Below are 20844 nucleotides of genomic sequence, written 5' to 3'. Positions count from 1 at the left end.
TTCTACGGGCTACTCGGTCGCCTGGGCGATTTCACCTAAGAAAAGGTAGGTGTGGATCACAGCTAGGCGAGCTTCTTCCTCGGTCACGGTTACGTGGACCCCCTTCGACACCTTGCTATTCACTGCGTCTAAGCGGGCGGCCAGGTGTTCCAGACCGGATTCGATTAGTGCTCGTGAGCCTGCGCTTGCTGCGCTTTGTTCGAGATAGGCTAAGAGGCGATTTTTGTAACTTTCGTAGCCCACGTCACGTGATTTTCCTCTCCCATCGATATACGGCTCGGACCGAGCGGGATATATCGCGTCAGCGATTGTGAGCAGGAGTCGTCGACAAGTCGTGAGGGCATGGGAAAAGGCCTCAGCTGAATCGTCTGCCATTCGCTCGTTTACGGCTATGATCTGTTCTGCGGCCTTCGGAGCGTAGGATCTGATAAAGTTGTCAACCCGATTCCTCGCTTGCTCAAAAATGTCCTGGGCTGCGTCACCTAACTCGATGGATATATAAACGTCCGTAGCGTAGCTGTGAACCGAGTCTCGAAGGGCCACCACTAGAGCGTGGTGGTCGTTGTATAGTTTTCGAGCGGCAATCTGTTGCTTGGCACGATTTGCAAGGAAATCTTCGGTCGCCTTTTTTGCCAGAAAATCCTCTATCACCACAGACTTATCAGCAGGCTTATTGAAGGCGTCAGCCCGCTCTTTGTATCCTTCCCCAATCGCTTCGAGTTGAGGCAGGCTTGGCACGTAGTATTTGCCTCCGGAATCGACTCGTCCCGATTTGGTTGCGTATTTCTCGCACGTGCCCAAGCTGGAAGTTTTGAAGGAGTCTTTTGGGTAGCCCGAGGTCTCCAACTCCAGCCAATATTGCGCATCCGAGTCGCGCATTAGACGTGCCAATCGTTTGGCCTTCATCAGAATTCCTTCGGTTCTGACCGTGACCGTTTCAAGGTCGTCTAGGAGCGTTCGTACTGTCTGCCGTGCTTCGTCGAGCCGATTTGACACTGCTTCAATCCTCGAAGTGTGGGCCCCTTATCAATATCTTGCGCTAATAACTTGCGAAGCTACCAGTTTCGTTCGTCTATGGGCGATGGGTATCGCTTCGCTCCCATCCCAGCTTTTCAAAAAGCTAAAGCATGCGGAGTATGTCGCTCCATCTCGGGTACCGCGTCCTCTGATTAGATCATGTCTTCAAATGCTCACCAAATCGAGCGTCGCATCTGAAGATATAGACGTAAGGAGCGTAGCAGCGGTGGCGGCAATCGAATGGACGCCTGACCACTACTTCGAGCGTGCCTTAGTACAGCCAGCACTTCGGCGTTCTCGTAATGCAATAGTCCCTTCGCGGAGATGTCTGAGAAGTCGTTGCTATCGAGATAAGTCGTCTTCATTGCAGAAATGGGCGGCTTAATAGCCGCCCATGCCTTTTACGTCGCCCTAAGAAAGTTGTACCTCAGGAACACCCCGTCGTGCTTCCGCACGTATCGCACTTCATACAGGTCCCATTCCGCACCAGCGTGAAGTTGCCGCACTCGCTGCACATCTCGCCCTCGTAGCCCTTAGCCTTCGCTTCCGCGCGGCGCTCGGCCTTGCTGGGGACCAGCGTTGCGGCGGTGCCGGCCTTGCTCCATTGCAGCTGCTCGAGCTTCTCCGTCGGCGACAGATCGTGCTGGGCTTCCTGCTTCAGGGCGACGGCGCCTTCGATGGTGTCACTGAGGCGGGACGAGGTGCCGTGGGCGGCCAGCGCGGTGACCCGGCTGCCGCCGGAGGGCGCGCTGTCGTTGCCTTGGCTGACCGCGGCCGAGCCGCCGCGCATCACGACGAGGTTGTCGGTGCGCGAGCGGGTGAGGCCGCGCGAGACCAGCTTGGTCGCGTGGTGGCCGCCGTCCTCGTCCGGCTCCTTGCCTTCCTCGACGCCCTTGCCGAGCGCGTCAAAACCCGTCTCGTTGGGATCGACGTGGGCGAGGTCGAAGCGGGAGAGATAGCTCACCGCGAGCTCGCGGAAGACGTAGTCGAGGATCGAGGTCGCGTACTTGATGCTGTCGTTGCCCTGCACCGGGCCTGCCGGTTCGAAGCGGGTGAAGGTGAAGGCGTCGACATATTCGTCGAGCGGCACGCCGTATTGCAGGCCGAGCGACACCGCGATGGCGAAGTTGTTGATGAAGGAGCGCAGCGCCGCGCCTTCCTTGTGCATGTCGATGAAGATCTCACCGAGACGGCCGTCATCGTATTCGCCGGTGCGCAGGTACACCTTGTGGCCGCCGACCACCGCCTTCTGGGTGTAGCCCTTGCGGCGATCCGGCATCTTCTCGCGCTCGCGCATCACGACGATGCGCTCGACCAGCTTCTCGACGACCTTTTCGGCGACATGCGCGGCGCGCGCCGCCATGGGTTTCTCGTGCAGCACCTCGACCGCATCGTCCTCGTCCTCGTCGTCGCTGATGAGCTGCGAGTTGAGCGGCTGGCTGAGTTTTGAGCCGTCGCGATAGAGCGCGTTGGCCTTCAATGCGAGTTTCCACGACAGCATGTAGGCGGACTTGCAGTCCTCCACCGTGGCGTCGTTCGGCATGTTGATGGTCTTGGAAATCGCACCCGAGATGAAGGGCTGGGCCGCCGCCATCATGCGGATGTGGCTCTCGACCGACAGATAGCGCTTGCCGATCTTGCCGCAGGGATTGGCGCAGTCGAACACCGGGTAGTGCTCGGCCTTGAGATGCGGGGCACCTTCCACCGTCATCGCACCGCAGATGTGGACGTTGGCCGCCTCGATCTCGCGCTTGGTGAAGCCGACGGCCTGGAGCAGGTCGAAGCCGGGAGCCGCAATGGCTTCGGCGCCGATTCCCAGCTGGTCGCGGATGAAGTCTTCGCCGAAGGTCCACTTGTTGAAGGCGAACTTGATGTCGAAGGCGGTCGGCAGGGCCTTCTCGACCTTGGCGATGGCTTCATCGGTGAAGCCCTTTGCCTTGAGGGTCGAGGCGTTGATGCCGGGGGCGTTGGAGAGCGAGCCGTGGCCGACGGCATAGGCTTCGATCTCCGCGATCTCGCTCTCGCGATAGCCGAGCGCGCGCAGCGCGGCCGGCACGGCGCGGTTGATGATCTTGAAGTAGCCGCCGCCGGCGAGCTTCTTGAACTTGACCAGCGCGAAGTCCGGCTCGATGCCGGTGGTGTCGCAATCCATGACGAGGCCGATCGTGCCGGTCGGCGCGATCACCGTGGTCTGGGCGTTGCGATAGCCGTGCTTCTCGCCGAGCTCGAGCGCCGCATCCCAGGCCGCCTGGGCATGGCTGACGAGGTCTCCTTGCGGGCAGGAGACGAGGTCGAGCGGCACCGGGTTGACGCTGAGCGCCTCATAGCCGTTGGACTGGCCATGGGCGGCGCGGCGGTGGTTGCGGATCACGCGCAGCATGTGCGCGGCGTTCTTCTTGTAGCCGGGGAAGGTGCCCAGTTCCGCAGCGATTTCCGCGGAGGTCTTGTAGGTGATGCCGGTCATGACTGCAGTGAGGGCGCCGCAGAGCGCGCGGCCTTCCTTGCTGTCATAGGGCAGGCCCATGGTCATCAAGAGGCCGCCGATATTGGCGTAGCCGAGGCCGAGCGTGCGGAACTCGTAGGAGAGCTCGGCGATCGCCTTCGACGGGAACTGCGCCATCATGACGGAGATTTCCAGCACGATGGTCCAGAGCCGGCAGAGGTGCTCATAGCCCTCGACGTCGAAGCGCTTGGTTTCGGTGTTGTAGAACGTCAGCAGGTTGGCCGAGGCGAGGTTGCACGCCGTGTCGTCCAGGAACATGTATTCCGAGCACGGATTGGACGCGCGGATGTCGCCGGACGCCTTGCAGGTGTGCCAGTCGTTCATCGTGGTGTTGAAGTGCAGGCCCGGATCGGCCGAGGCCCAGGCGGCGTAGCCGATCTTCTCCCAGAGGTCGCGCGCCTTCAGCGTCTTCGTCACTTTCTTCGAAGTGCGGGCGTTGAGATTCCAGTCGCCGTCGGTCTCGACCGCGCGCAGGAAGTCGTCCCTCAGCGAGACCGAGTTGTTGGAGTTCTGCCCCGAAACGGTGAGATAGGCTTCGCTGTCCCAGTCGGTGTCGTAGGTGTCGAACTGGATGTCCTTGTAGCCTTGCTTGGCGAACTGGATGACGCGCTTGATGTAATTGTCGGGCACGAGGCTGCGGCGCGCGAGCTTGATTTCCCGGCGCAGCGCAGGGTTCTTCTCGGGGTCGAAGCAATCGTCGCCCGAGCCTTCGCAGTTGACGCAGGCCTTCAGCACCGCCTTCAAGTGCTTCTGGTTGATCTTGGAGCCCGTGACGAGGGCGGCGACCTTCTGCTCCTCCTTCACCTTCCAGTCGATATAGGTCTCGATGTCGGGGTGATCGACGTCGACCACGACCATCTTGGCGGCGCGGCGCGTGGTGCCGCCCGACTTGATCGCGCCGGCGGCGCGGTCGCCGATCTTGAGGAAGCTCATCAGGCCCGAGGAGCGGCCGCCGCCGGAGAGCTTTTCGCCTTCGCCGCGCAGGCGCGAGAAGTTGGAGCCGGTGCCGGAGCCGTATTTGAACAGGCGCGCCTCGCGGACCCAGAGGTCCATGATGCCGCCTTCGTTGACGAGGTCGTCGCCGACGCCCTGAATGAAGCAGGCATGCGGCTGCGGGTGCTCGTAGGCCGACTTGGACTTGGTCAGCTTAGCCGTGAAGGGGTCGACGTAATAGTGGCCCTGGCCGGGGCCGTCGATGCCATAGGCCCAGTGCAGGCCGGTGTTGAACCATTGCGGCGAGTTCGGCGCGACCATCTGCATGGCGAGCATGTAGCGGAGCTCGTCGTAGAAGGCCTGGGCGTCCTCGTCGGTCGAGAAGTACTTGCCCTTCCAGCCCCAATAGGTCCAGCAGCCGGCGAGGCGGTCGAACACCTGCTTTGCGCTGAGCTCGCTGACATAGCGCTCCTTCTCGGGCAGCGCATTGAGCGCGTCGGTATCGGGCACGGAGCGCCACAGGAAGGAGGGGACGGATTCCTCCTCGACCTTCTTCAGGCGCGCGGCAACGCCGGCTTTGCGGAAATATTTCTGGGCCAGCACGTCGGAGGCGACCTGCGACCACTCGCTCGGCACCTCGACATTGTCGAGCTTGAACACGACCGAGCCGTCGGGATTGCGAATCTCCGACGTGGTCAGGCGGAAGTCGATTCCCGCATAAGGTGACTGTCCTTGGGTGGTGTGGCGCCGCTCAATCCGCATTGTCTTGCCCCGTCCTTTTCTTTGACCGGTCCCGCCCCTCGTTGTGGGCATGCCGGGTCGTCATTGCATTTCGCGGGCCTTCAGCCGTTCGGCCTTGGGCACCGCAGTTCAGCCGGTGGATCCGGCCCTGTTTTTTCCCGGCACGACCCCGATGCGTCGCATCGATCATCCCGCCGGCCTGTCCACACTCATCCGCCCCCAAGGGGATGTGTGCGACATGCGTTCAACGCCCCACAACTGTCACTTCGTCTTCGATGCCATCCGAGCCTGTTGCCGGCCCGTTCTGGCGCCCGAAGAGCCTGCATTCCGAGGGCAGACAAGCCCTCATCCGCAGCCTTTGGCCGGCTGGCGGAGCGGAGATTTGCGAGACCCTTTGGGGGAGTGCCGGCGGGACGCAAACTCACTCGCGCCGAACGGACCGAAAGCTAGGACTCTCCGTTGCGCCCGTCAAGAACTAGTGCGAGTTCCTGAATCAAATACTAAATATGGTGGATTGTGGGGGATAACAGGGGTCAGCGCCGCGCCTGTTGTGAAGGCAAGTATCAGTGAGTCCTCAGGGATTCCCAACCGAAAAAATTTGCATCCCGTGATGACGCGGAGCCTTCCTCCCGCTGTTCACAGGGGCAGCTATATTTTTGAGCAATGGGATTGCGTCAGCAGGACTCACGTAGCCCTACGGAAGGTGAGGGCAGGCATGCCCGCCGAAGTGGTGGTGGGACCTGCGAATCCGGGCCAAGCTGACTGTCGATTTTGCCGGACTACCTGACATGCTTGATTCGACGACGCCGGGCGTGCGGCCACGCATCGCCCCGGCCGGCCTGATGTTCCTTGCGATCACCTCGGTCGGCTGGGGCTTCAACTGGCCGGTGACGAAATTCCTGCTCGCCGAGCTGCCGCCCCTGACGCTGCGCGGGGTCACCGGCGTGCTCGGCGCGCTGCTGCTGGCGTTGCTTGCGGTGATCCGCCGGCAAAGCCTGCAGGTGGAGGGCGCGATCTGGCCGCGTCTCCTCATTTCGGCCGTGCTCAACGTCACCGGCTGGATGGTGCTGATGGGGCTGGCGCTGCTCTGGCTGCCGGCGAGCGAGGCGGCGCTGATCGCCTACACCATGCCGGTCTGGGCTTCGGTCATCGCCTGGCCGGTGCTCGGCGAGCAGCCGACGCTCCTGCGCACGCTGGGGCTGCTGCTGGCCTTCGCCGGCCTTGCCACGATCATGGGCGGCAACGGCTTTGCCGCCAGCGTCGAGAAGCTGCCGGGCATCGTCATGGCGCTCGTCGGCGCATTCGGCTTTGCCGTCGGCACGGTGTTCTCGAAGAAGTACCCGATCCGCCTGCCGCCGATCACGGCTGCGGCCTGGCAGATCGGGATCGGCTGCCTGCCGGTCTCGATCGTCGGCCTCCTGGTCGAGACCACGCATCTGTCGCAGGTGACGCCGCTCGGCTGGTGGCTCCTGGTCTATTCGGTCGTCGGGCAGTTCTGCATCGCCTATGTCAGCTGGTTCGCTGCGCTCGCGCGCCTGCCGGCCTCGGTCGCGGCGATCGGCACCATGGCGGTGCCGGTGATCGGCGTCGTGACCTCGGCGGTGGCGCTGGGCGAGCCGCTCGGGGCAGGGCAGATCGCCGCGCTGCTGCTCACGCTGGCCGCCGTGGTGATGGCGACGCGTTAGCCTTCCGGACGCTGGGGTATCAGTGGTCCTGAAGCTCTTTCTCTCGCCGGCGTTGTGCCGAGCCCGGCGGTTTCAACGGCAGGTCAGCAGGTGCGACGGCAAAGACTTCGAGAGCCTGGTCGTAGCCCTTGATGGTCCGCTGTCCGAGCGAGGCCAACGGAACGCTATCCCTTACCCTTCCAGCGATCGTGGGATCGGCCAGGATCTGCGCGTCGTTCGCGAGATTGCAGAGCCGCGATGCCAAATTCACCACGGCTCCCATCGCCGTGTAGTCCAGCCGACCGTTATAGCCAACCGTACCTACCGTTGCCGGACCCATGGCAACGCCCACACCAAAGCCGATCGCGTGGCCAGCGTCACACCATTTGCCGGCAAGTGACTGCACCGTCATTTGCAGGTCGATCGCGAGCCGGACCGCTTGCGTTGCCGGCTGTTCGCATGCGATCGGGGCATTGACCAGGAGCATGACTCCGTCGCCATCGAAGCCGATGAGCGTTGCCTCGTGACGAGTCGTCACGGCGCCGACGGCCTCGTAGTACTCTCGCATGACGGCCATGATGACATCGGGTTCATTGCGCGTGGAGAACGCCGTGAAGCCGCGCAAGTCGCCAAAAATGACGGCCACCTCACGTCGCTGCCCTTCGAGCAGTTCATGAGAATGCTCGACCAATTCGGCAACCTGTGACGGCAGGAACTGCTTCAGCCGTTCGATCCGCGCAGATTTCTGCTGCGAGATCGCCAGTTCAGAAGCCATTTCGTTGAAGCGCAACGCCAGTTGCTGCAGCTCGTCACCGCTGAAGATTTTGATGCGATGCTCGAATTGTCCGGTTCTGATCCGCTCCACGCCCTCTTCCAGTTGCTTGATCGGGCCGGACATTCTGTGCGCGCGCCAATAGGCGAGCGCCAGCGCGATAAGAACACCAAAGGCAATGAGAATTGACGATCGCCACAACGCCGCGCGAATTGATGCAAAGGCTTCCGAGGTCGGCTGCATCGCGATTACCGTCCATCCCACATCGGCGGCCTGAACGGATAGCGCCACCACCGGGTTGCCTCGCTCCCCGGTTATCACCGCCGCTCCGCTCGCCCCGCCAACGAGATGCTTGATCGGGCCAAAACTGCCGGAGCTGGCGCGGCCGCGCAGAACCCGACTGATATCGGGATGTGCGATCAGATGACCGGAATCATCGACAACTATGGCGTAGCCGGTCTCGCCAATTCTAATGGCTGCGATGACATCCCAGATCAGCTTCAGATTGACCTCGGCGATCGCAACCCCCGCGGCCGGCAGGCTCCCGGCAACCGCGATCCTCATATAGGGCTCTGAATCTCGCCGGTACTGAACCGGTCCGTACCAGACTTTGTTGCCGCGTGCGCCCAGAACAGCGGGATCCGTAGACATATCAATGCCGGGCCCGGTCCTGTTCAGAAGCAGCCTGGAAACAAAGACCCGTTCGGTGCCGGTCTCATCCAGAAGCGAAACCGAAACGATTGCAGGCACCTGCTGGAGGAGGCGCAAGGCGTCGATCTTATGTTGCGCATCGTCTCCGGCAGACCAGGGAAGCTGCACCATCCAACCCAGCTGATCTCGGATGCCATCGGTGAACGCCTCGATCCTGTCGGACGCCGCGCGAGCATCGGCCTGCAGCACCGCGCTGATCTGGCGGCGCTGGTCCCGGTAACCGAAAGAAGCCTCGACGGCCGCGCCGAGTATCAGAGGCACGACCGCAGCGACAAACAACGTCGCGAAGTACTTGCAGAACAGCGAGCGACGCGGAGGCATCGTACACGAAGAGGACTGCGCAGCACCGTCCGTCATGACTACTCTCAGGAGATCACCTTGCTGGCGCGAAACAGGATCGACGACACATCCAGCTCGATACCCAGAAGCCTGGCTGTCTTCAGATTGACTGCCAGTTCAAACTTGTCGGGACGCATGACCGGAAGATCCGACGGATCTTCACCGCGCAGGATGCGATCGGCATAAGTGGCAAGCCGAGAATAGGTCGTGCGCTGGTTTGCGCCGTAACTTAGGAGACCGCCAGCGTCACAATATTCAGACCAGCCAAACATCGAGGGCAGCCGGTGCGCGATTGCAAGCTCCGCAATCTTCGCACGATGCACCAGCGTCACCGCGTCGGGAAACACGAGGAGAGCATCCGCGTCCACCTTGCCGGCAGCCATCAACCCATTCTCGATTTCGCGAGCGCCGGAGAACGGAACGTAGGCTGCCTCAATGCCAAGATTTCGGCACGACTCCAAAGTCGCACGCCATTCCAGTGGCTCTCCCGGGTGATCCGTGTTCGAGAACACCGCCAGTTTTCGCAGCTTTGGATAAATGTCCTTGAGCAGCTCGACGCGCTTTCCTGCAAGCTCAAGCGACAGGAATGTGCTGCCGGTGAAATTGGTGCCGGGGTGAGCAAGGCTCTTCACCACACCCAAAGCGACGGGGTCACCGCTCAATGCAAACAGCACGGGGACTTCGGTCACCGCAGTCATGACGCGTGTCGCTGGACCGCTCGAGACCACAAGGTCGACATCCCCTCGCTGCAACTCGGAGACGATCTTGCGCAGTGCCTGCGGGTTTTCAGGGGCATAATGCGTCTCGATTGTTACGGTCCTGCCCTCGACGTATCCCAGCGCGCGCATTCCCTCGCGAAAGCCGTCCAGGAAGGGATCCGGTCCGGACTGAGTCGAGACCCAGAAGATACGATGCAGCTTGGCTCCGCCCTGCGCCCGTGCGATCGCAGGCCAGGCCAGCCCCCCGCCAATCAACAAGATGAACTCTCGTCGTTTCATGCGAGCACCTGTCGAAGCTGCGCCGTCAATTCCGGCCGCAGACCAAGATCCTAGCTGTGCATCTGGTGACTGCGCTCGGTATCGCGCTCCGCAAGCGGACTGTCACGACACCGGCTCCTACATTTGTCGCCGAGAGCATGCTCAGAGACTGGTCTGGCGAGACGATTTGTCCTTGAGGTGCGCTTGATTTTTGCTTGAGACCGACCCGATGACGATCAAAACGGCCTTACGCGTGGCATAGCGCGGTGTCTAAACACCTCCGGCGCGGATCCGGGCGAGCTACGGCGTCTCAAGAGGACACTTGGAACTCACATCCTCAGCCAGTGTTCTCGACCTCGTATAGGGTGTGACTGCAGCGCGCCTTCGGCAGTTCACGCGCTAGCTCGCCGCCATCCCGCCGCCGTTCAGCGCCTTGCGGATCATCTCCGCGAGCTGGTTTCTGCGGTAGGGCTTGGTCAGCAGCAGCACGCCGTCATCCAGCTTGCCGTGATGGACGATGGCGTTGTCGGTGTAGCCGGAGGTGTAGAGCACCTTCACGCCGGGCCGGCGCCTCGCCACCTCTTCGGCGAGCTCGCGGCCGCTCATGCCGCCGGGGATGACGACGTCGGTGAACAGCAGGTCGAAGCTCTGGCCGGCCTCGATCAAGTCCAGCGCCGCCTTGCCGTCGGACGCGGCCACCGTCTTGTAGCCGAGGCTCTGCAGCTGCGCGGTGACGAAGTTGCGGACCAGCGGATCGTCCTCGACCACGAAAATGGTCTCGGCGCCGCCTTCGGCCTGCGGCGTGACGCCAGCTGCCACGTCCGCGGCGCCTTCGCCCGGCGGCAGATAGAGCTTGATCGTGGTGCCGTGGCCTTCCTCGCTGTAGATCTTGATGTGGCCGCCGGACTGCTTGACGAAGCCGTAGACCATGGAGAGGCCGAGGCCGGATCCCTTGCCGACCTCCTTCGTCGTGAAGAAGGGCTCGAACGCCTTCTGCTGGATCTCCACGGACATGCCGGTGCCGCTGTCGCTGACCGCGAGCATGACATAGGGGCCGGGCGTCACGTCCGCATTGGCCTGCGCGTAGGCCTCGTCGAGCACGACGCGGTGGGTCTCCAGCAGCAGCTTGCCGCCGTTCGGCATGGCGTCGCGGGCGTTGATCGCCATGTTGAGCACGGCATTGGTGAGCCTCGACGGATCGATATGGGTCGTCATCGGCCCCTGTTCCAGCACGGTCTCGATCTGGATCTGCTCGCCGAGGGTGGGGCGCAGAAGCTTTGCGATATCCGTGATCGCGGCGTTGATGTCGACGTTGCGCGGCTCGAGCGGCTGCCGGCGCGCGAACGCCAGCAGATGCTGGATCAGCTCGGCGCAGCGCTCGGCGGCATCGTCGATCAGCCGCGCCGTGCGCTGCAGCTCGGGCTGGTCCTTCAGGCTCTCGACCAGCGTCTCGGTGTTGCCGGAGATGACGGTGAGCATGTTGTTGAAGTCGTGCGCGACGCCGCCGGTCAGCTTGCCGATGGCATCCAGCTTCTGCGACTGGTGCAGCTGCCGCTCGGTTTCGCGCGAGGTGGTCGCATCGTGATAGACCAGCACCGCGCCGGAGATGTTGCCTTGCCCGTCCCGCATCGGCCGGCCGCTGACCATGAGTTGGCGTGGCGGGTTGCCGCTGTGCGGGCGAACGATCATCTCCAGCTCTTCGAACTGCTCGCCGCGCAGCACGCGCGTCGACGGCAGCTCGTCGGCCAGAAGCGGTGTGACGCCGTCGCCGTGAAACACGTCGGACAGCGCGCGCAGATTGCCGACGTTCATGCCGGTGCGATGCAGCAGCATGCGCTCGGCGGCCGGATTGGACAGCAGCACCATGCCCTCGGCGTCGATGACCAGCACCGCCTCCGCCATGCTGCGGAACGTGCTCTGGAGCACGTTGACCGACAGGCGCAGCTCGTCATGGGCGGCGACGAGGTGCTCGGTGCGCTCGGCCACCGCCGCCTCGAGAGCGGTCTTGGCGGCCTGGGTCTGCTCGAGCGAGCTCTGGAGCTCACCCGTCGTGCGGCGACTTTCGCGCATCACCAACGCCACCAGGAGCAGGATCAGCACGGCGCCGGCGACGTCGATGCCGAGCAGCACGATTCCGGTGCGGCGCGAATCCTGGGAGCGGGCGGCGAGCAGGCGTTCTTCCTCCGCGCTCAGACGGTCGAGATTGCCCATCACCGTGTCCATCAGCCCGCGTCCCTCGGCCTTGCTGTTGAGCGCGGCAATGCCGGCCTGGTCGTTGGCGGCGCGCAGGCGCATCGCGGTGGCGGCAATCTCGATCCGGCGCAGCGCCAGCGGCTCGGTGCCCTCCAGCAGCGCGACCTGATCTGGACTGTCGTGCACGTCGCGCTTGAGCTCGGCGAGGGCCGGAGCGATCTTGGCGTGCACCGACTGGAATTCGTCGCTGAAGCCCTGGCTGCGATAGAGCTCGTAGCCGCGCGCGGCGCTCTCGGCCCGGCGCAGCAGCACGCGCAGATCGGAGATCTTCTTTTGCACCTGGACGGTGTGGTTTAGCCGCGCCGCGTCGGACCGCGACTTGACGTCGAGGGCGATCGAAGCCGCGGTGATGATCAGGAGGATGGCGAGTCCAACACCGAGAATGACGCGCTGCGTTGGAATCAAGGGGCTTCTTTCTGGTCCTTCGGCGGCGCGCTCGCGCCGGCGAGGCATTCCCGGATCGTGGTCAGCAGCGCTTCGGGCGTGAACGGCTTGCGCAGGCAGCGCGTTGCGCCGAGTTCCAGCGCCATGCGGAGAAAATCGGGAGAGGGCGAGGCGGACGAGGCGAAGGCGTAGCCCGACATCGCGATCAGCGGCGTGGCCGGGGCGCGCTCGTGAAAGATGCGGATGGATTCGAAGCCGCGCATATGCGGCATGAAGATGTCGACCAGCATCACGTCGAAGGCTTGCGATTCCAGCGCAGCCAGTCCTGTTTCGCCGCCGTCGGTGAGCGTGACGTCGAAGCCCTGACGTTGGAGGAGGACCTCGATGGTCGCGCCGACCATCGGATCGTCATCAACCACGAGAATACGCGGCATGACACTTCCCAGTAGATCGAAGTCCCCACTGTGGTTTGTGATATCCGCGAATCGTGGGTCGGGTCAATTTGGGATTGGATCGCGAAGGATATGCACGGTTCGGTGCATAAAGGTCCATTTGCATCGAATTGTATTTATCCTTGCCCGTGCGAGCCGGAGAGGAAGACGCCGATTGCAAGAAAAGGCGCCGCATCGCTGCGACGCCTTATGCCTCACGCTTAGGCGATCTGCTTACGGGCAGGGATGCCGCAGGCCGTCGTAGCCGAGATAAGTGCCCGAGGCCGGGTCGTACGATTTGTAGCGCTGCGCGCAATAGGCAGCGGAGTCGCCGCCGCTATCGGGCACCACCGCAACCGTCGGCTCGTCATAATAGCTGTCGTAGTAGTAGGGATCGTCATAGTAGCCGTACCCGCCGCCGTAATAGGCGTAGGAGCCGAGGCCGCCGATCGCGGCGCCGGCCGCAAAGCCCGGCCAGAAGCCGCCGCGGTGATGATGGCGATGGTGGCGCCAGCCGCCGCTCCAGGTGCCGCCGCTGCCGCTCCACGTGCCCGGCGAGGCGGTCGCGACGCTGCGCGTGCCGCTGAAGGTGGGCGATATCCCGGGGCGGGACGCCACGCCGCCTACAAAGCTGCCGCCGCTCGGACGGACCGCAGGGGCGGCCGCGAAACTGCCTCCGCTCGGACGCATCGCGGGGGCGGCCGCGAAACTGCCTCCGCTCGGACGCATCGCGGCGCCGCCTCCGAAACTGCCGCCGCTTGGACGCATAGCGCCGCCGCCGGCCGCGAAATTGCCGCCGCCGCCATGGAAGGCCGCGCCGCCGCCGCCCATGCGCGCGCCGCCACCGAAGCCGCCGCCGCCGATGTGAGCGCCGCCGCCACCGCCGCCGACATGGGCGCCACCGCCCGCTCCGACCGCGGCGGCACGACTCTGTGCAAAGCTCGGGCTCGCCAAGGGAAGAACCAACGCCGCTGCTGCGGCAGCACTCAACAATTTCAGACTGTTCATGGTCAAACTCCTTTCCCGGAAAGCAAACCCTATGAATGCATTGGGGTTCCTGGGATCACGCCGGTTTGCGCGCGAATGGAGCCTCAGGCCCTGCTGCTGTACGGGGCATGAATGAATCGCGTCCGCTTTGCGGCAGCGGCGTGCGCGGTAGGCGGATTTGCGGGGGCGCCGGCGCGCCTGCCGAACTGGACATTTCGCCCCCCGGATGGCATCAGGACCCGACGAAGCAGGGCCCTTGCCGCATGAAACAATTCTTCCTCAAGTTCTTCACCTGGTGGAGTGGCCAGACGTTTGGCACCCAGCTCTGGACCAAGCGGTATGGCGAGCTGGTCGGGGAGGACGAGCAGGGCAACCGTTACTACCGCACGCGGGGCGGGGCGATCGATCCGACGCTCGGCTTCGAGCGGCGCTGGGTGATCTATAATGGCTACGCCGAAGCGAGCCGGATTCCGCCGGAATGGCACGGCTGGATCCACCACGTCGTCGACAAGCCGCCGACCGAGGTCAACTACCAGCCGCGCGAGTGGGAAAAGCCGCACCAGCCAAATCTCACCGGCACGGCCAATGCCTATCGTCCCTCCGGCTCGACGCTCGCCAGCGGCAGGCGCCCCAAGGCGACCGGCGACTATCAGCCCTGGACGCCCGGCTAGCCTTTTCGGCGCACCCACGAACCACCATCGTCCAAAGCGGATGCACCTGCATCCGCGCCGCGCCGCTGTGGACAACGGGAACAGCGGGGACGCTGCTTGCGCAGGCGTTGCCTCGAGGCGGGCGATGCGGCTCAATGATCCCATCTTACGGAGATGGGAGACCATCGCGTTCGGTTCGGGCAACAGTTCGCGACTGTCCCGAGATGCAGCGGCCGCCGAGGAAGGACTCGATCGGGAGATAGGCCCCCGGTCTGGAAGCTCCGACATCGCCCGATGTGAATGTGCAGCCACCGTGAGACAGGAAAGGCCGCTCGGGAAACCGAGCGGCCTTTTTCTGTTGGGGCCCTCGTGAGTCTAGTGCCCCGGACGCTGCGCACCGCGAAGTGGTGCGCAGCTGAGCCGGGGCCCATTCTGCTGCGTGCTGTGTGGCTCCCTGGGTCCCGGCTCTGTGCCGCATCGCTGCGCGCTGCAGCGCGTCCGGGACACGAGAGCGGAGTCTAGTTCACCCGCTCAGCCGCGCGCTGCACCGCTTCGAGACGCCGCGCCTGGTTCTGCGCGCCGCGCTCCCTCAGCAGCGCCAGCACCTCGGCGGGCGCCGTGTCGGGCGAGCCCGCATTGAACGGCGGGGCTGGATTGTATTCCATCTGGAGCTGGATCGCTTCGGCCGTGGTGCGATTGACCATGATCGAGACCAGCGTCAGCGCGAAATCGATCCCGGCGGTGACGCCGCCGCCGGTGATGCGGTTGCGATCGACGCAGACGCGTGTCTTCGTCGGTGTCGCGCCGAACTGTGCGAGCATCTCCATTGCGCTCCAATGGGTGGCGGCGCTGTAGCCCTTCAAGAGGCCGGCGGCGCCGAGGGCCAGCGATCCCGTGCACACCGAGGTGACGTACTTGGCGCCTGCCGCCTGCTTGCGCAGGAATTCGAGCACGTCCTCGTCGTTGAGAAGGTCGTTGGTGCCCTGGCCGCCGGGCACGCAGATGACATCGAGCTGGGGGCAATCCGCGAACGTCGTGGTCGGCGTCAGCGTCAGCACGGAATCGCTCGGCACCGGCTCGATCCGCTTCCAGATCAGGTGCAGTTTTGCGTCCGGGACCATGGCGAATACCTGCAAGGGGCCGGTGAAATCGAGCTGGGTGACGCGTGGAAACACGAGGATTCCGATCTGGAGCGGTGACGACATGGGAGCCTCCGACAATGCGCTTGACGGCGGCAGAATGGCATGGTGCCCTGCTGTCAGAAATGGCATAATTCCCTCGCTTTCGGACAAACCCTCGGCCTGGCCCATGATCGGCATCCTGATCTTCCCAGACTTTCAGCTGCTCGATGCGGCAGGCCCGATCTCGGCATTCGAGATCGCAGCGCGCTGCATCGGCAAGTCGCCGGCCATCCGCGTGCTGGCTGCCAAGCCGGGGCTGGTGCGCAGCTCGTCGGGCGTCGAGATGATGGCGCGTGACTTCAAGACGGCGAACGCGATCACGACGCTGCTCGTGGCCGGCGGCAGCGGTGTCGCGGAGGCCGCGCGCTGCGAGATCACGCGGGCCTTCGTGCAGCGGCTGGCAAGGCGCGACGTACGGGTCGCGAGCGTCTGCTCGGGCGCCTTCGTGCTCGCCGAGGCGGGGCTTCTCGACGGCCGCCGCGCCACCACGCATTGGGGGCGGACGCGCGAGTTCGTCGCATGCTTTCCCAAGGTCAAGTTCGAGCCGGACCAGATCTTCACCCGCGACGGCAATGTCTGGACCTCGGCCGGCATCTCCGCCGGCATCGACCTCGCGCTCGCGATGGTCACCGAGGACCATGGCGAGGAGATCGCGCAGGCGACCGCGCGCCAGCTCGTGCTCTATCACCGCCGCAGCGGCGGGCAGTCGCAATTCTCGTCGCTGTTGGAGCTGAAGGCGCCGAACGGGCGCTTCGGCGCACTGTTATCCTGGGCGCGCGAAAATCTCGACGCGCCGCTGACGGTGGAGGATCTCGCCGACCGCGCCGGCATGAGCGCCCGGCATTTTGCCCGCGCGTTCGCCGCCGAGACCGGCACGACGCCTTCCAAGGCGATCGAGCGCCTCAGGCTCGAAGTCGCGCGCGAGCGCGTGCAGTCCTCGCGCGAGGCGATCGAGCGCGTGGCGGAGGTGACTGGCTTCCGCGATCCCGAGCGCATGCGGCGCGCCTTCATTCGCGCGTATGGCCAGCCGCCGCAGGCGCTGCGGCGGACGGCGCGGGCGGGGTAGGGCGCCCGGCACAAGCCTCCACTTGAAGGGGCTCTGCCGGGCTTCGGTGCGAACGTCAGCTCGTGCTGTCAGCCGAATTCCTTGCCGACCTCTCGTCCGACGGAGGCAATCACCTCGTTTTGCCCGCTCATGTCGACAGAGGCGCCCGTGAGGTAAACGGCAACGACGAGCGCCGAACGCTGAGGTGGCCATACGATCGCAACGTCGTTGTTGGTGCCATGGGCGCCCGCTCCAGTCTTGTCGCCGACGCGCCATCCCTGCGGCAAGCCGGCGCGCAATCGGCTGTCGCCTGTCTTGTTTGCGATCATCCATTTGGACAGCTGCTCCCGACCTGCCGGCGGAAGCACGTTGCCCAGCACCAGACGCCTGTAATTCTCAGCCATCGCGTTTGGGCTCGTCGTGTCGCGAAGATCGCCTGGCGCAGCTTCGTTCAGTTCGGTCTCGATGCGGTCCAATCGGGTCACGTCGTCACCGAGGCTGCGCGCAAAGGCGGTCAAGCCGGCAGTGCCTCCTATGTTCCTGAGAAGCAGGTTCGCCGCCGTGTTGTCGCTCCTCGTAATGGCGGCCTCGCAGAGTTCGCGCAGCGACATGCCTTCGGGTCCGACATGCTCACGGGTGATCGGAGAATTTTCGACGATGTCGGATTGTTCGATGCGAACGCGTTGATCAAGGCCGTCCAGCTTCTCTCCCAGCCTGTTCAATATTGCTGCGGACGCAAGCACCTTGAAGGTGCTGCACATCGGAAATCGTTCGTCTCCCCTGTGATGAATCGACGCTCCGGTTTGCGTGTCGAGCACGGTGACGCCGAGTCGACCGCCGCTTTTGCTTTCAAGTTGCCTGATGGTCTCCAACAGCCGTGTTGTTTCAAGTGTCGAAGCACCCGAGACTTTCGAGAGGAAGAGCTGTGCTGAAAGGACAAGTGTGGATGATCCGAACTGACGTCGCGTTAGCATCGTGAACTCCGATTGAACGTACGCTTTTTTGCTGCGTGCTCCCGCGATTGACAAACGATGCTTCGTGAGGCCATCCATAAGTAAAACTTGGATCAGACGTGGCCCGCCGACCTCCCAACGTTTCCAGTCTTCCGCTGAACGCGCTCCGCGCGTTCGAGGCGGCAGCGCGTCACCTCAGCTTCACCAAGGCCGGTCTGGAACTCCGAGTGTCGCAGGCCGCCGTGAGCCAGCAGGTGCGAACTCTGGAGCGAAGCCTGCGTGTGGAGTTGTTCAGGCGGCTCACGCGCGGGCTTGCCCTGACAGAGGAAGGCGAGGCGCTGTTACCTGCTATTTCGGATGCTTTCGGTCGGATCAACCAGGTGCTGGACCGTTTCGAAAACGGCCGCATGCGGGAGACGCTGATGATCGGCGTCGTCGGAACGTTCGCGGCAGGCTGGCTCGTTCCTCGCCTCAAGAGTTTCACCTCGATCCACCCGCAGGTCGATATCAAGATTTTTGCCAACAACAATCGTGTCGACCTCGGCGCCGAGGGCTTGGACTACGCCATTCGATTCGGCGACGGCGCCTGGCACGGTACCAACGCAGAGCGTTTGGTCGATGCTTTCTTCACCCCGATGTCCACGCCAACGATAGCGAAGCGTCTCAAAGACCCGATAGATCTCCATCAACAGGTGCTGCTGCGTTCCTACCGATCCGGCGAGTGGACACAGTGGTTCGAGGCGGCGAAATGCCGGCAGCCTCGCATGACGGGCCCGACGTTTGATTCATCGGTCTCCTTGGCGCACGCTGCAGCTCAAGGAGGCGGGGTCGCACTTTTGCCGGTCGTCTTGTTCTCGGAGGATGTAGCCCGGAAACGCCTGGCCTGTCCTTACGACACCCGCGTCCATCTTGGATCGTACTGGCTCACGTCCCTGAAATCAAAGCGGCACACGCACGCGATGCAGGCATTCCGGCAGTGGATATTGGCCGAATGCAAGAAGCTGAAAGTTGAATGAGTATGGCGCATTGAGATGCCTTTGCTCAAAGGCAGCGCGGTGAGGGCTGGCTAGGTGATGTGGTCCGTGGCTGCCCCGCCTGACGTATCGGTGCGCACTCTCAGCCGCCGCGCGATCGGCATCAGCATGTACGGCGCGAGGTGAATCGGAAACTGCGTCAGCGCGAAATAGAGCCAGGTGGTGGGCGGCAATGCGCCGGCGGTGGCCGCCAGCATCAGGCCCAGATTGCGCTGTGACACCATCAGGCCGATCGCAAAGGCACGCTCGGTGCCGGCGCGGCGAAAGATGAATGTCGTGACGGCGAGCAGGGTGAAATAGACCGCGAAGGCAAGCAGTGCGACGCCGATCGCAAACAGCGGATCGGCGAGGAAATCTTGCACCACGTCGCCCATGACGGCGGATGCGAACACCAGCAGGATGAGGATGTTGAAGCCGTCGATCGGTCGCTTGTGGCGCTGGATCGCGTCGGTGCCGAGCAGGCGACGGATGACGGTCGCGGCCAGCAGCGATGCGGCGAGGATGCCGAGCAGCTTCAGGCCGAGCGCGAGCGGCGAGATGCTGAGCATGCCGCCGAGAAAGAGGCTCGCGAACAGCGAGGCGGTGAAGGGCACGAGCGCGGTCGCGGTGACCAGCGTGACCAGCGGCAGCGTGGCGTCGAGGCCGATCAGCGCGGCGAGCGCAGGTGCTGCCATCATCGGCGAAGCCATGCCCTGGAGCATCAGCGCAAGGAAGAGACCGGGTGAGCTGCTGTCGAGCCCGCTTCCATGGGCGATGAGGCCGACGATCAGCGGCACACCGATCGTGGTCCAGGCCGTGGCGGCCCCGACCAGCGCCGGCCGGCGCAGATGTCCGTACAGCGCGACGAGATCGACACGCATGAAGGAGATGCAGAGCAGAAGGAAGATCGCCTCGGTGACATAGGGGCGCAGCAGCGCGCCGAGCGGCGGCACCGCGACCGCGATGAAGGCGATCGCCGCCACGGCGCGCGTGCCCTGGCCGCCGAGCCAGCTCAGGGCGCGCAGGGGAAGGGCGAGGGCGGCTTCGAGGAGGGAGGAGGGCATCTCTGTCGGGATTGTCGGTTCGGGGGCATTCCCGCTTTCGGCCCCGAGGAGGGGCTCCGACTATCCCATCCGGATGCCGGCCTGGCCAGACCGCGCCGGGAGGGGCAGGGATGCCGCCCTTCCCCCGCCGTATTCGGCGTGTTAACCGGAGGGCCTGCGAGCGGCGGTATCCCCTGTAGAATGTCCAACGAGCCCGATTCGCTGTTGAAGCCGCGCGAAATGTTCAAAACCTTTTCCCTGACCGGTCTTGCGGCGCTTTTGGCCGCCACCGCACTGACGGCTGCGACGCCGGCTCAGGCGCAGATCGGCACGATCTTCTCCGATCCGCCGCCGCTGCGGCCGCCCGGCAGCATTCCGCGCGGCCAGCCCCAGCCGCAGCCGATGCCCGAGGACGACGAAGAGGTGCCGGAACTGCCGCCGCAGGGCCGGGTGCTGCCGTCGCGCCCGATGCCGCCTCCAGGTCGGCAGGGCAACGTGATGCCGGGGCCAGTCGAGACCCAACCTTTGGCGCCGCCGCCGGGCTCGACCCTCGCGCCGCCAAACCAGCCGCCCTCCGCCGCGATCGCTCCGCCGGGCCCGCAAGGCGCGCCGGGTGCGCCCGGTCAGCGCCAGCCCCAGCAGAAGGGCGGGCCGGGCGGCGCCGTGCCGCAGACCCCGGCCAGCCTGCAGCCGGGCGACGAGGTCGTGACCGAGCCGCCGGCCCAGAAGATCGTGAACAAGAAGGCGACCTTCTCCGGCCTCGACAAGATCACCGGGCGCATCATCAATTTCGACGAGGAGATCGGCGAGACCGTCCAGTTCGGTGCGCTCCGCGTCAAAACCAACGCCTGCTACACGCGTCCGGCGACGGAAGCGGCCAACACCGACGCCTTCGTCGAGGTCGACGAGATCACCTTGCAGGGCGAGGTGAAGCGGATCTTCTCGGGCTGGATGTACGCGGCGAGCCCCGGCCTGCACGGCGTCGAGCATCCGATCTACGACATCTGGCTGACCGACTGCAAAGAGCCGCAGCAGACCGTCGCGACCGCGGCACCGGATCCGGCCGCGGCAAAACCGCCACCACCGCCGCCTGCACAGAAAAAGGCCGCCCCCAAGCAGGTGCAGCAGCGCCCGCCGCAGCCGCTGCCGCCGATCCAGCAGCAGCAGCAGCCGGCACCGCCGCCGCCGCCCCCACCGGAGCAGCGCCCAGGCCTGTTCGGCATTCCCGGATTCGGCCGCTAACGAGC

Annotated in this window: 15 protein-coding genes; 5 read left to right on the top strand and 10 right to left on the bottom strand. The window is 64.3% G+C overall.

Features of this window, described 5'->3' with window-relative positions; all coding sequences use genetic code 11:
• Positions 1-9: 9 nt before the first annotated feature.
• Both XI05_RS28545 and XI05_RS28540 read right to left on the bottom strand, forming a co-directional pair.
• Entirely contained in the window at positions 10-996 is a 987-nt protein-coding gene (locus XI05_RS28545) for an AbiTii domain-containing protein (RefSeq protein WP_271508091.1), read from the bottom strand.
• 448 nt (positions 997-1444) lie between these two features.
• Positions 1445-5215 carry a vitamin B12-dependent ribonucleotide reductase gene (locus XI05_RS28540; protein ID WP_271508088.1) on the bottom strand — a complete coding sequence of 1257 codons (3771 nt, stop codon included), beginning with the start codon at positions 5213-5215 and terminating at the stop codon, positions 1445-1447.
• Between the two features lie 767 nt (positions 5216-5982).
• Here XI05_RS28540 and XI05_RS28535 point away from each other — a divergent pair.
• Positions 5983-6879 (top strand): DMT family transporter, encoded by an 897-nt coding sequence (locus tag XI05_RS28535; protein ID WP_172788642.1) that lies wholly within the window; start codon positions 5983-5985, stop codon positions 6877-6879.
• A 19-nt stretch (positions 6880-6898) separates the two neighbouring features.
• Here XI05_RS28535 and XI05_RS28530 read toward each other — a convergent pair whose 3' ends face one another.
• The 5 genes from XI05_RS28530 to XI05_RS28510 form a co-directional block, all read right to left on the bottom strand.
• A complete protein-coding gene (locus XI05_RS28530; RefSeq protein WP_271508086.1) occupies positions 6899-8698 on the bottom strand; it encodes a cache domain-containing protein in 1800 nt (599 codons plus the stop codon).
• 8 nt (positions 8699-8706) lie between these two features.
• Positions 8707-9678: an ABC transporter substrate-binding protein gene (locus XI05_RS28525; protein ID WP_271508084.1), complete on the bottom strand. Its 972-nt coding sequence runs from the start codon at positions 9676-9678 to the stop codon at positions 8707-8709.
• Between the two features lie 378 nt (positions 9679-10056).
• Positions 10057-12315: a CHASE3 domain-containing protein gene (locus XI05_RS28520; RefSeq protein WP_271508080.1), complete on the bottom strand. Its 2259-nt coding sequence runs from the start codon at positions 12313-12315 to the stop codon at positions 10057-10059.
• A complete protein-coding gene (locus tag XI05_RS28515; protein WP_260370235.1) occupies positions 12312-12728 on the bottom strand; it encodes a response regulator in 417 nt (138 codons plus the stop codon). The genes XI05_RS28520 and XI05_RS28515 overlap by 4 nt, the downstream gene beginning before the upstream one ends.
• A gap of 231 nt (positions 12729-12959) precedes the next feature.
• A complete protein-coding gene (locus tag XI05_RS28510) occupies positions 12960-13733 on the bottom strand; it encodes a BA14K family protein (RefSeq protein WP_271508078.1) in 774 nt (257 codons plus the stop codon).
• A gap of 242 nt (positions 13734-13975) precedes the next feature.
• On the opposite strand from XI05_RS28510, the gene XI05_RS28505 reads away from it, so the two are divergent.
• The gene (locus XI05_RS28505) at positions 13976-14383 is read left to right on the top strand and encodes an NADH:ubiquinone oxidoreductase subunit NDUFA12 (RefSeq protein WP_271508075.1); all 408 of its coding nucleotides are present in this window, start codon (positions 13976-13978) and stop codon (positions 14381-14383) included.
• 497 nt (positions 14384-14880) lie between these two features.
• On the opposite strand, the gene XI05_RS28500 is transcribed toward XI05_RS28505, so the two are convergent.
• Positions 14881-15567, bottom strand: coding sequence for a DJ-1/PfpI family protein (locus XI05_RS28500; RefSeq protein WP_271508073.1), 687 nt, complete (start codon positions 15565-15567; stop codon positions 14881-14883).
• Between the two features lie 103 nt (positions 15568-15670).
• Here XI05_RS28500 and XI05_RS28495 point away from each other — a divergent pair, with 103 nt between their 5' ends.
• A complete protein-coding gene (locus tag XI05_RS28495) occupies positions 15671-16609 on the top strand; it encodes a GlxA family transcriptional regulator (RefSeq protein ID WP_271508070.1) in 939 nt (312 codons plus the stop codon).
• A gap of 68 nt (positions 16610-16677) precedes the next feature.
• Here XI05_RS28495 and bla read toward each other — a convergent pair whose 3' ends face one another.
• The gene (gene bla, locus XI05_RS28490; protein WP_271508067.1) at positions 16678-17640 is read right to left on the bottom strand and encodes a class A beta-lactamase; all 963 of its coding nucleotides are present in this window, start codon (positions 17638-17640) and stop codon (positions 16678-16680) included.
• Between the two features lie 20 nt (positions 17641-17660).
• On the opposite strand from bla, the gene XI05_RS28485 reads away from it, so the two are divergent.
• Complete coding sequence (locus XI05_RS28485) at positions 17661-18557, top strand: LysR family transcriptional regulator (RefSeq protein ID WP_271508064.1); 897 nt, start codon at positions 17661-17663, stop codon at positions 18555-18557.
• A 50-nt stretch (positions 18558-18607) separates the two neighbouring features.
• Here XI05_RS28485 and XI05_RS28480 read toward each other — a convergent pair whose 3' ends face one another.
• Complete coding sequence (locus XI05_RS28480) at positions 18608-19618, bottom strand: Na+-dependent transporter (protein WP_271508061.1); 1011 nt, start codon at positions 19616-19618, stop codon at positions 18608-18610.
• A 180-nt stretch (positions 19619-19798) separates the two neighbouring features.
• Here XI05_RS28480 and XI05_RS28475 point away from each other — a divergent pair, with 180 nt between their 5' ends.
• On the top strand, positions 19799-20839 hold the full coding sequence (locus XI05_RS28475; protein WP_271508059.1) for a DUF2155 domain-containing protein: 1041 nt from the start codon (positions 19799-19801) through the stop codon (positions 20837-20839).
• The last annotated feature ends 5 nt before the right edge of the window (positions 20840-20844 follow it).

The organism is Bradyrhizobium sp. CCBAU 11357, assembly GCF_028128865.1.
In the GTDB taxonomy this organism is placed as follows: Bacteria; Pseudomonadota; Alphaproteobacteria; order Rhizobiales; family Xanthobacteraceae; genus Bradyrhizobium.
This window is presented reverse-complemented; position numbering and strand designations above follow the sequence as displayed.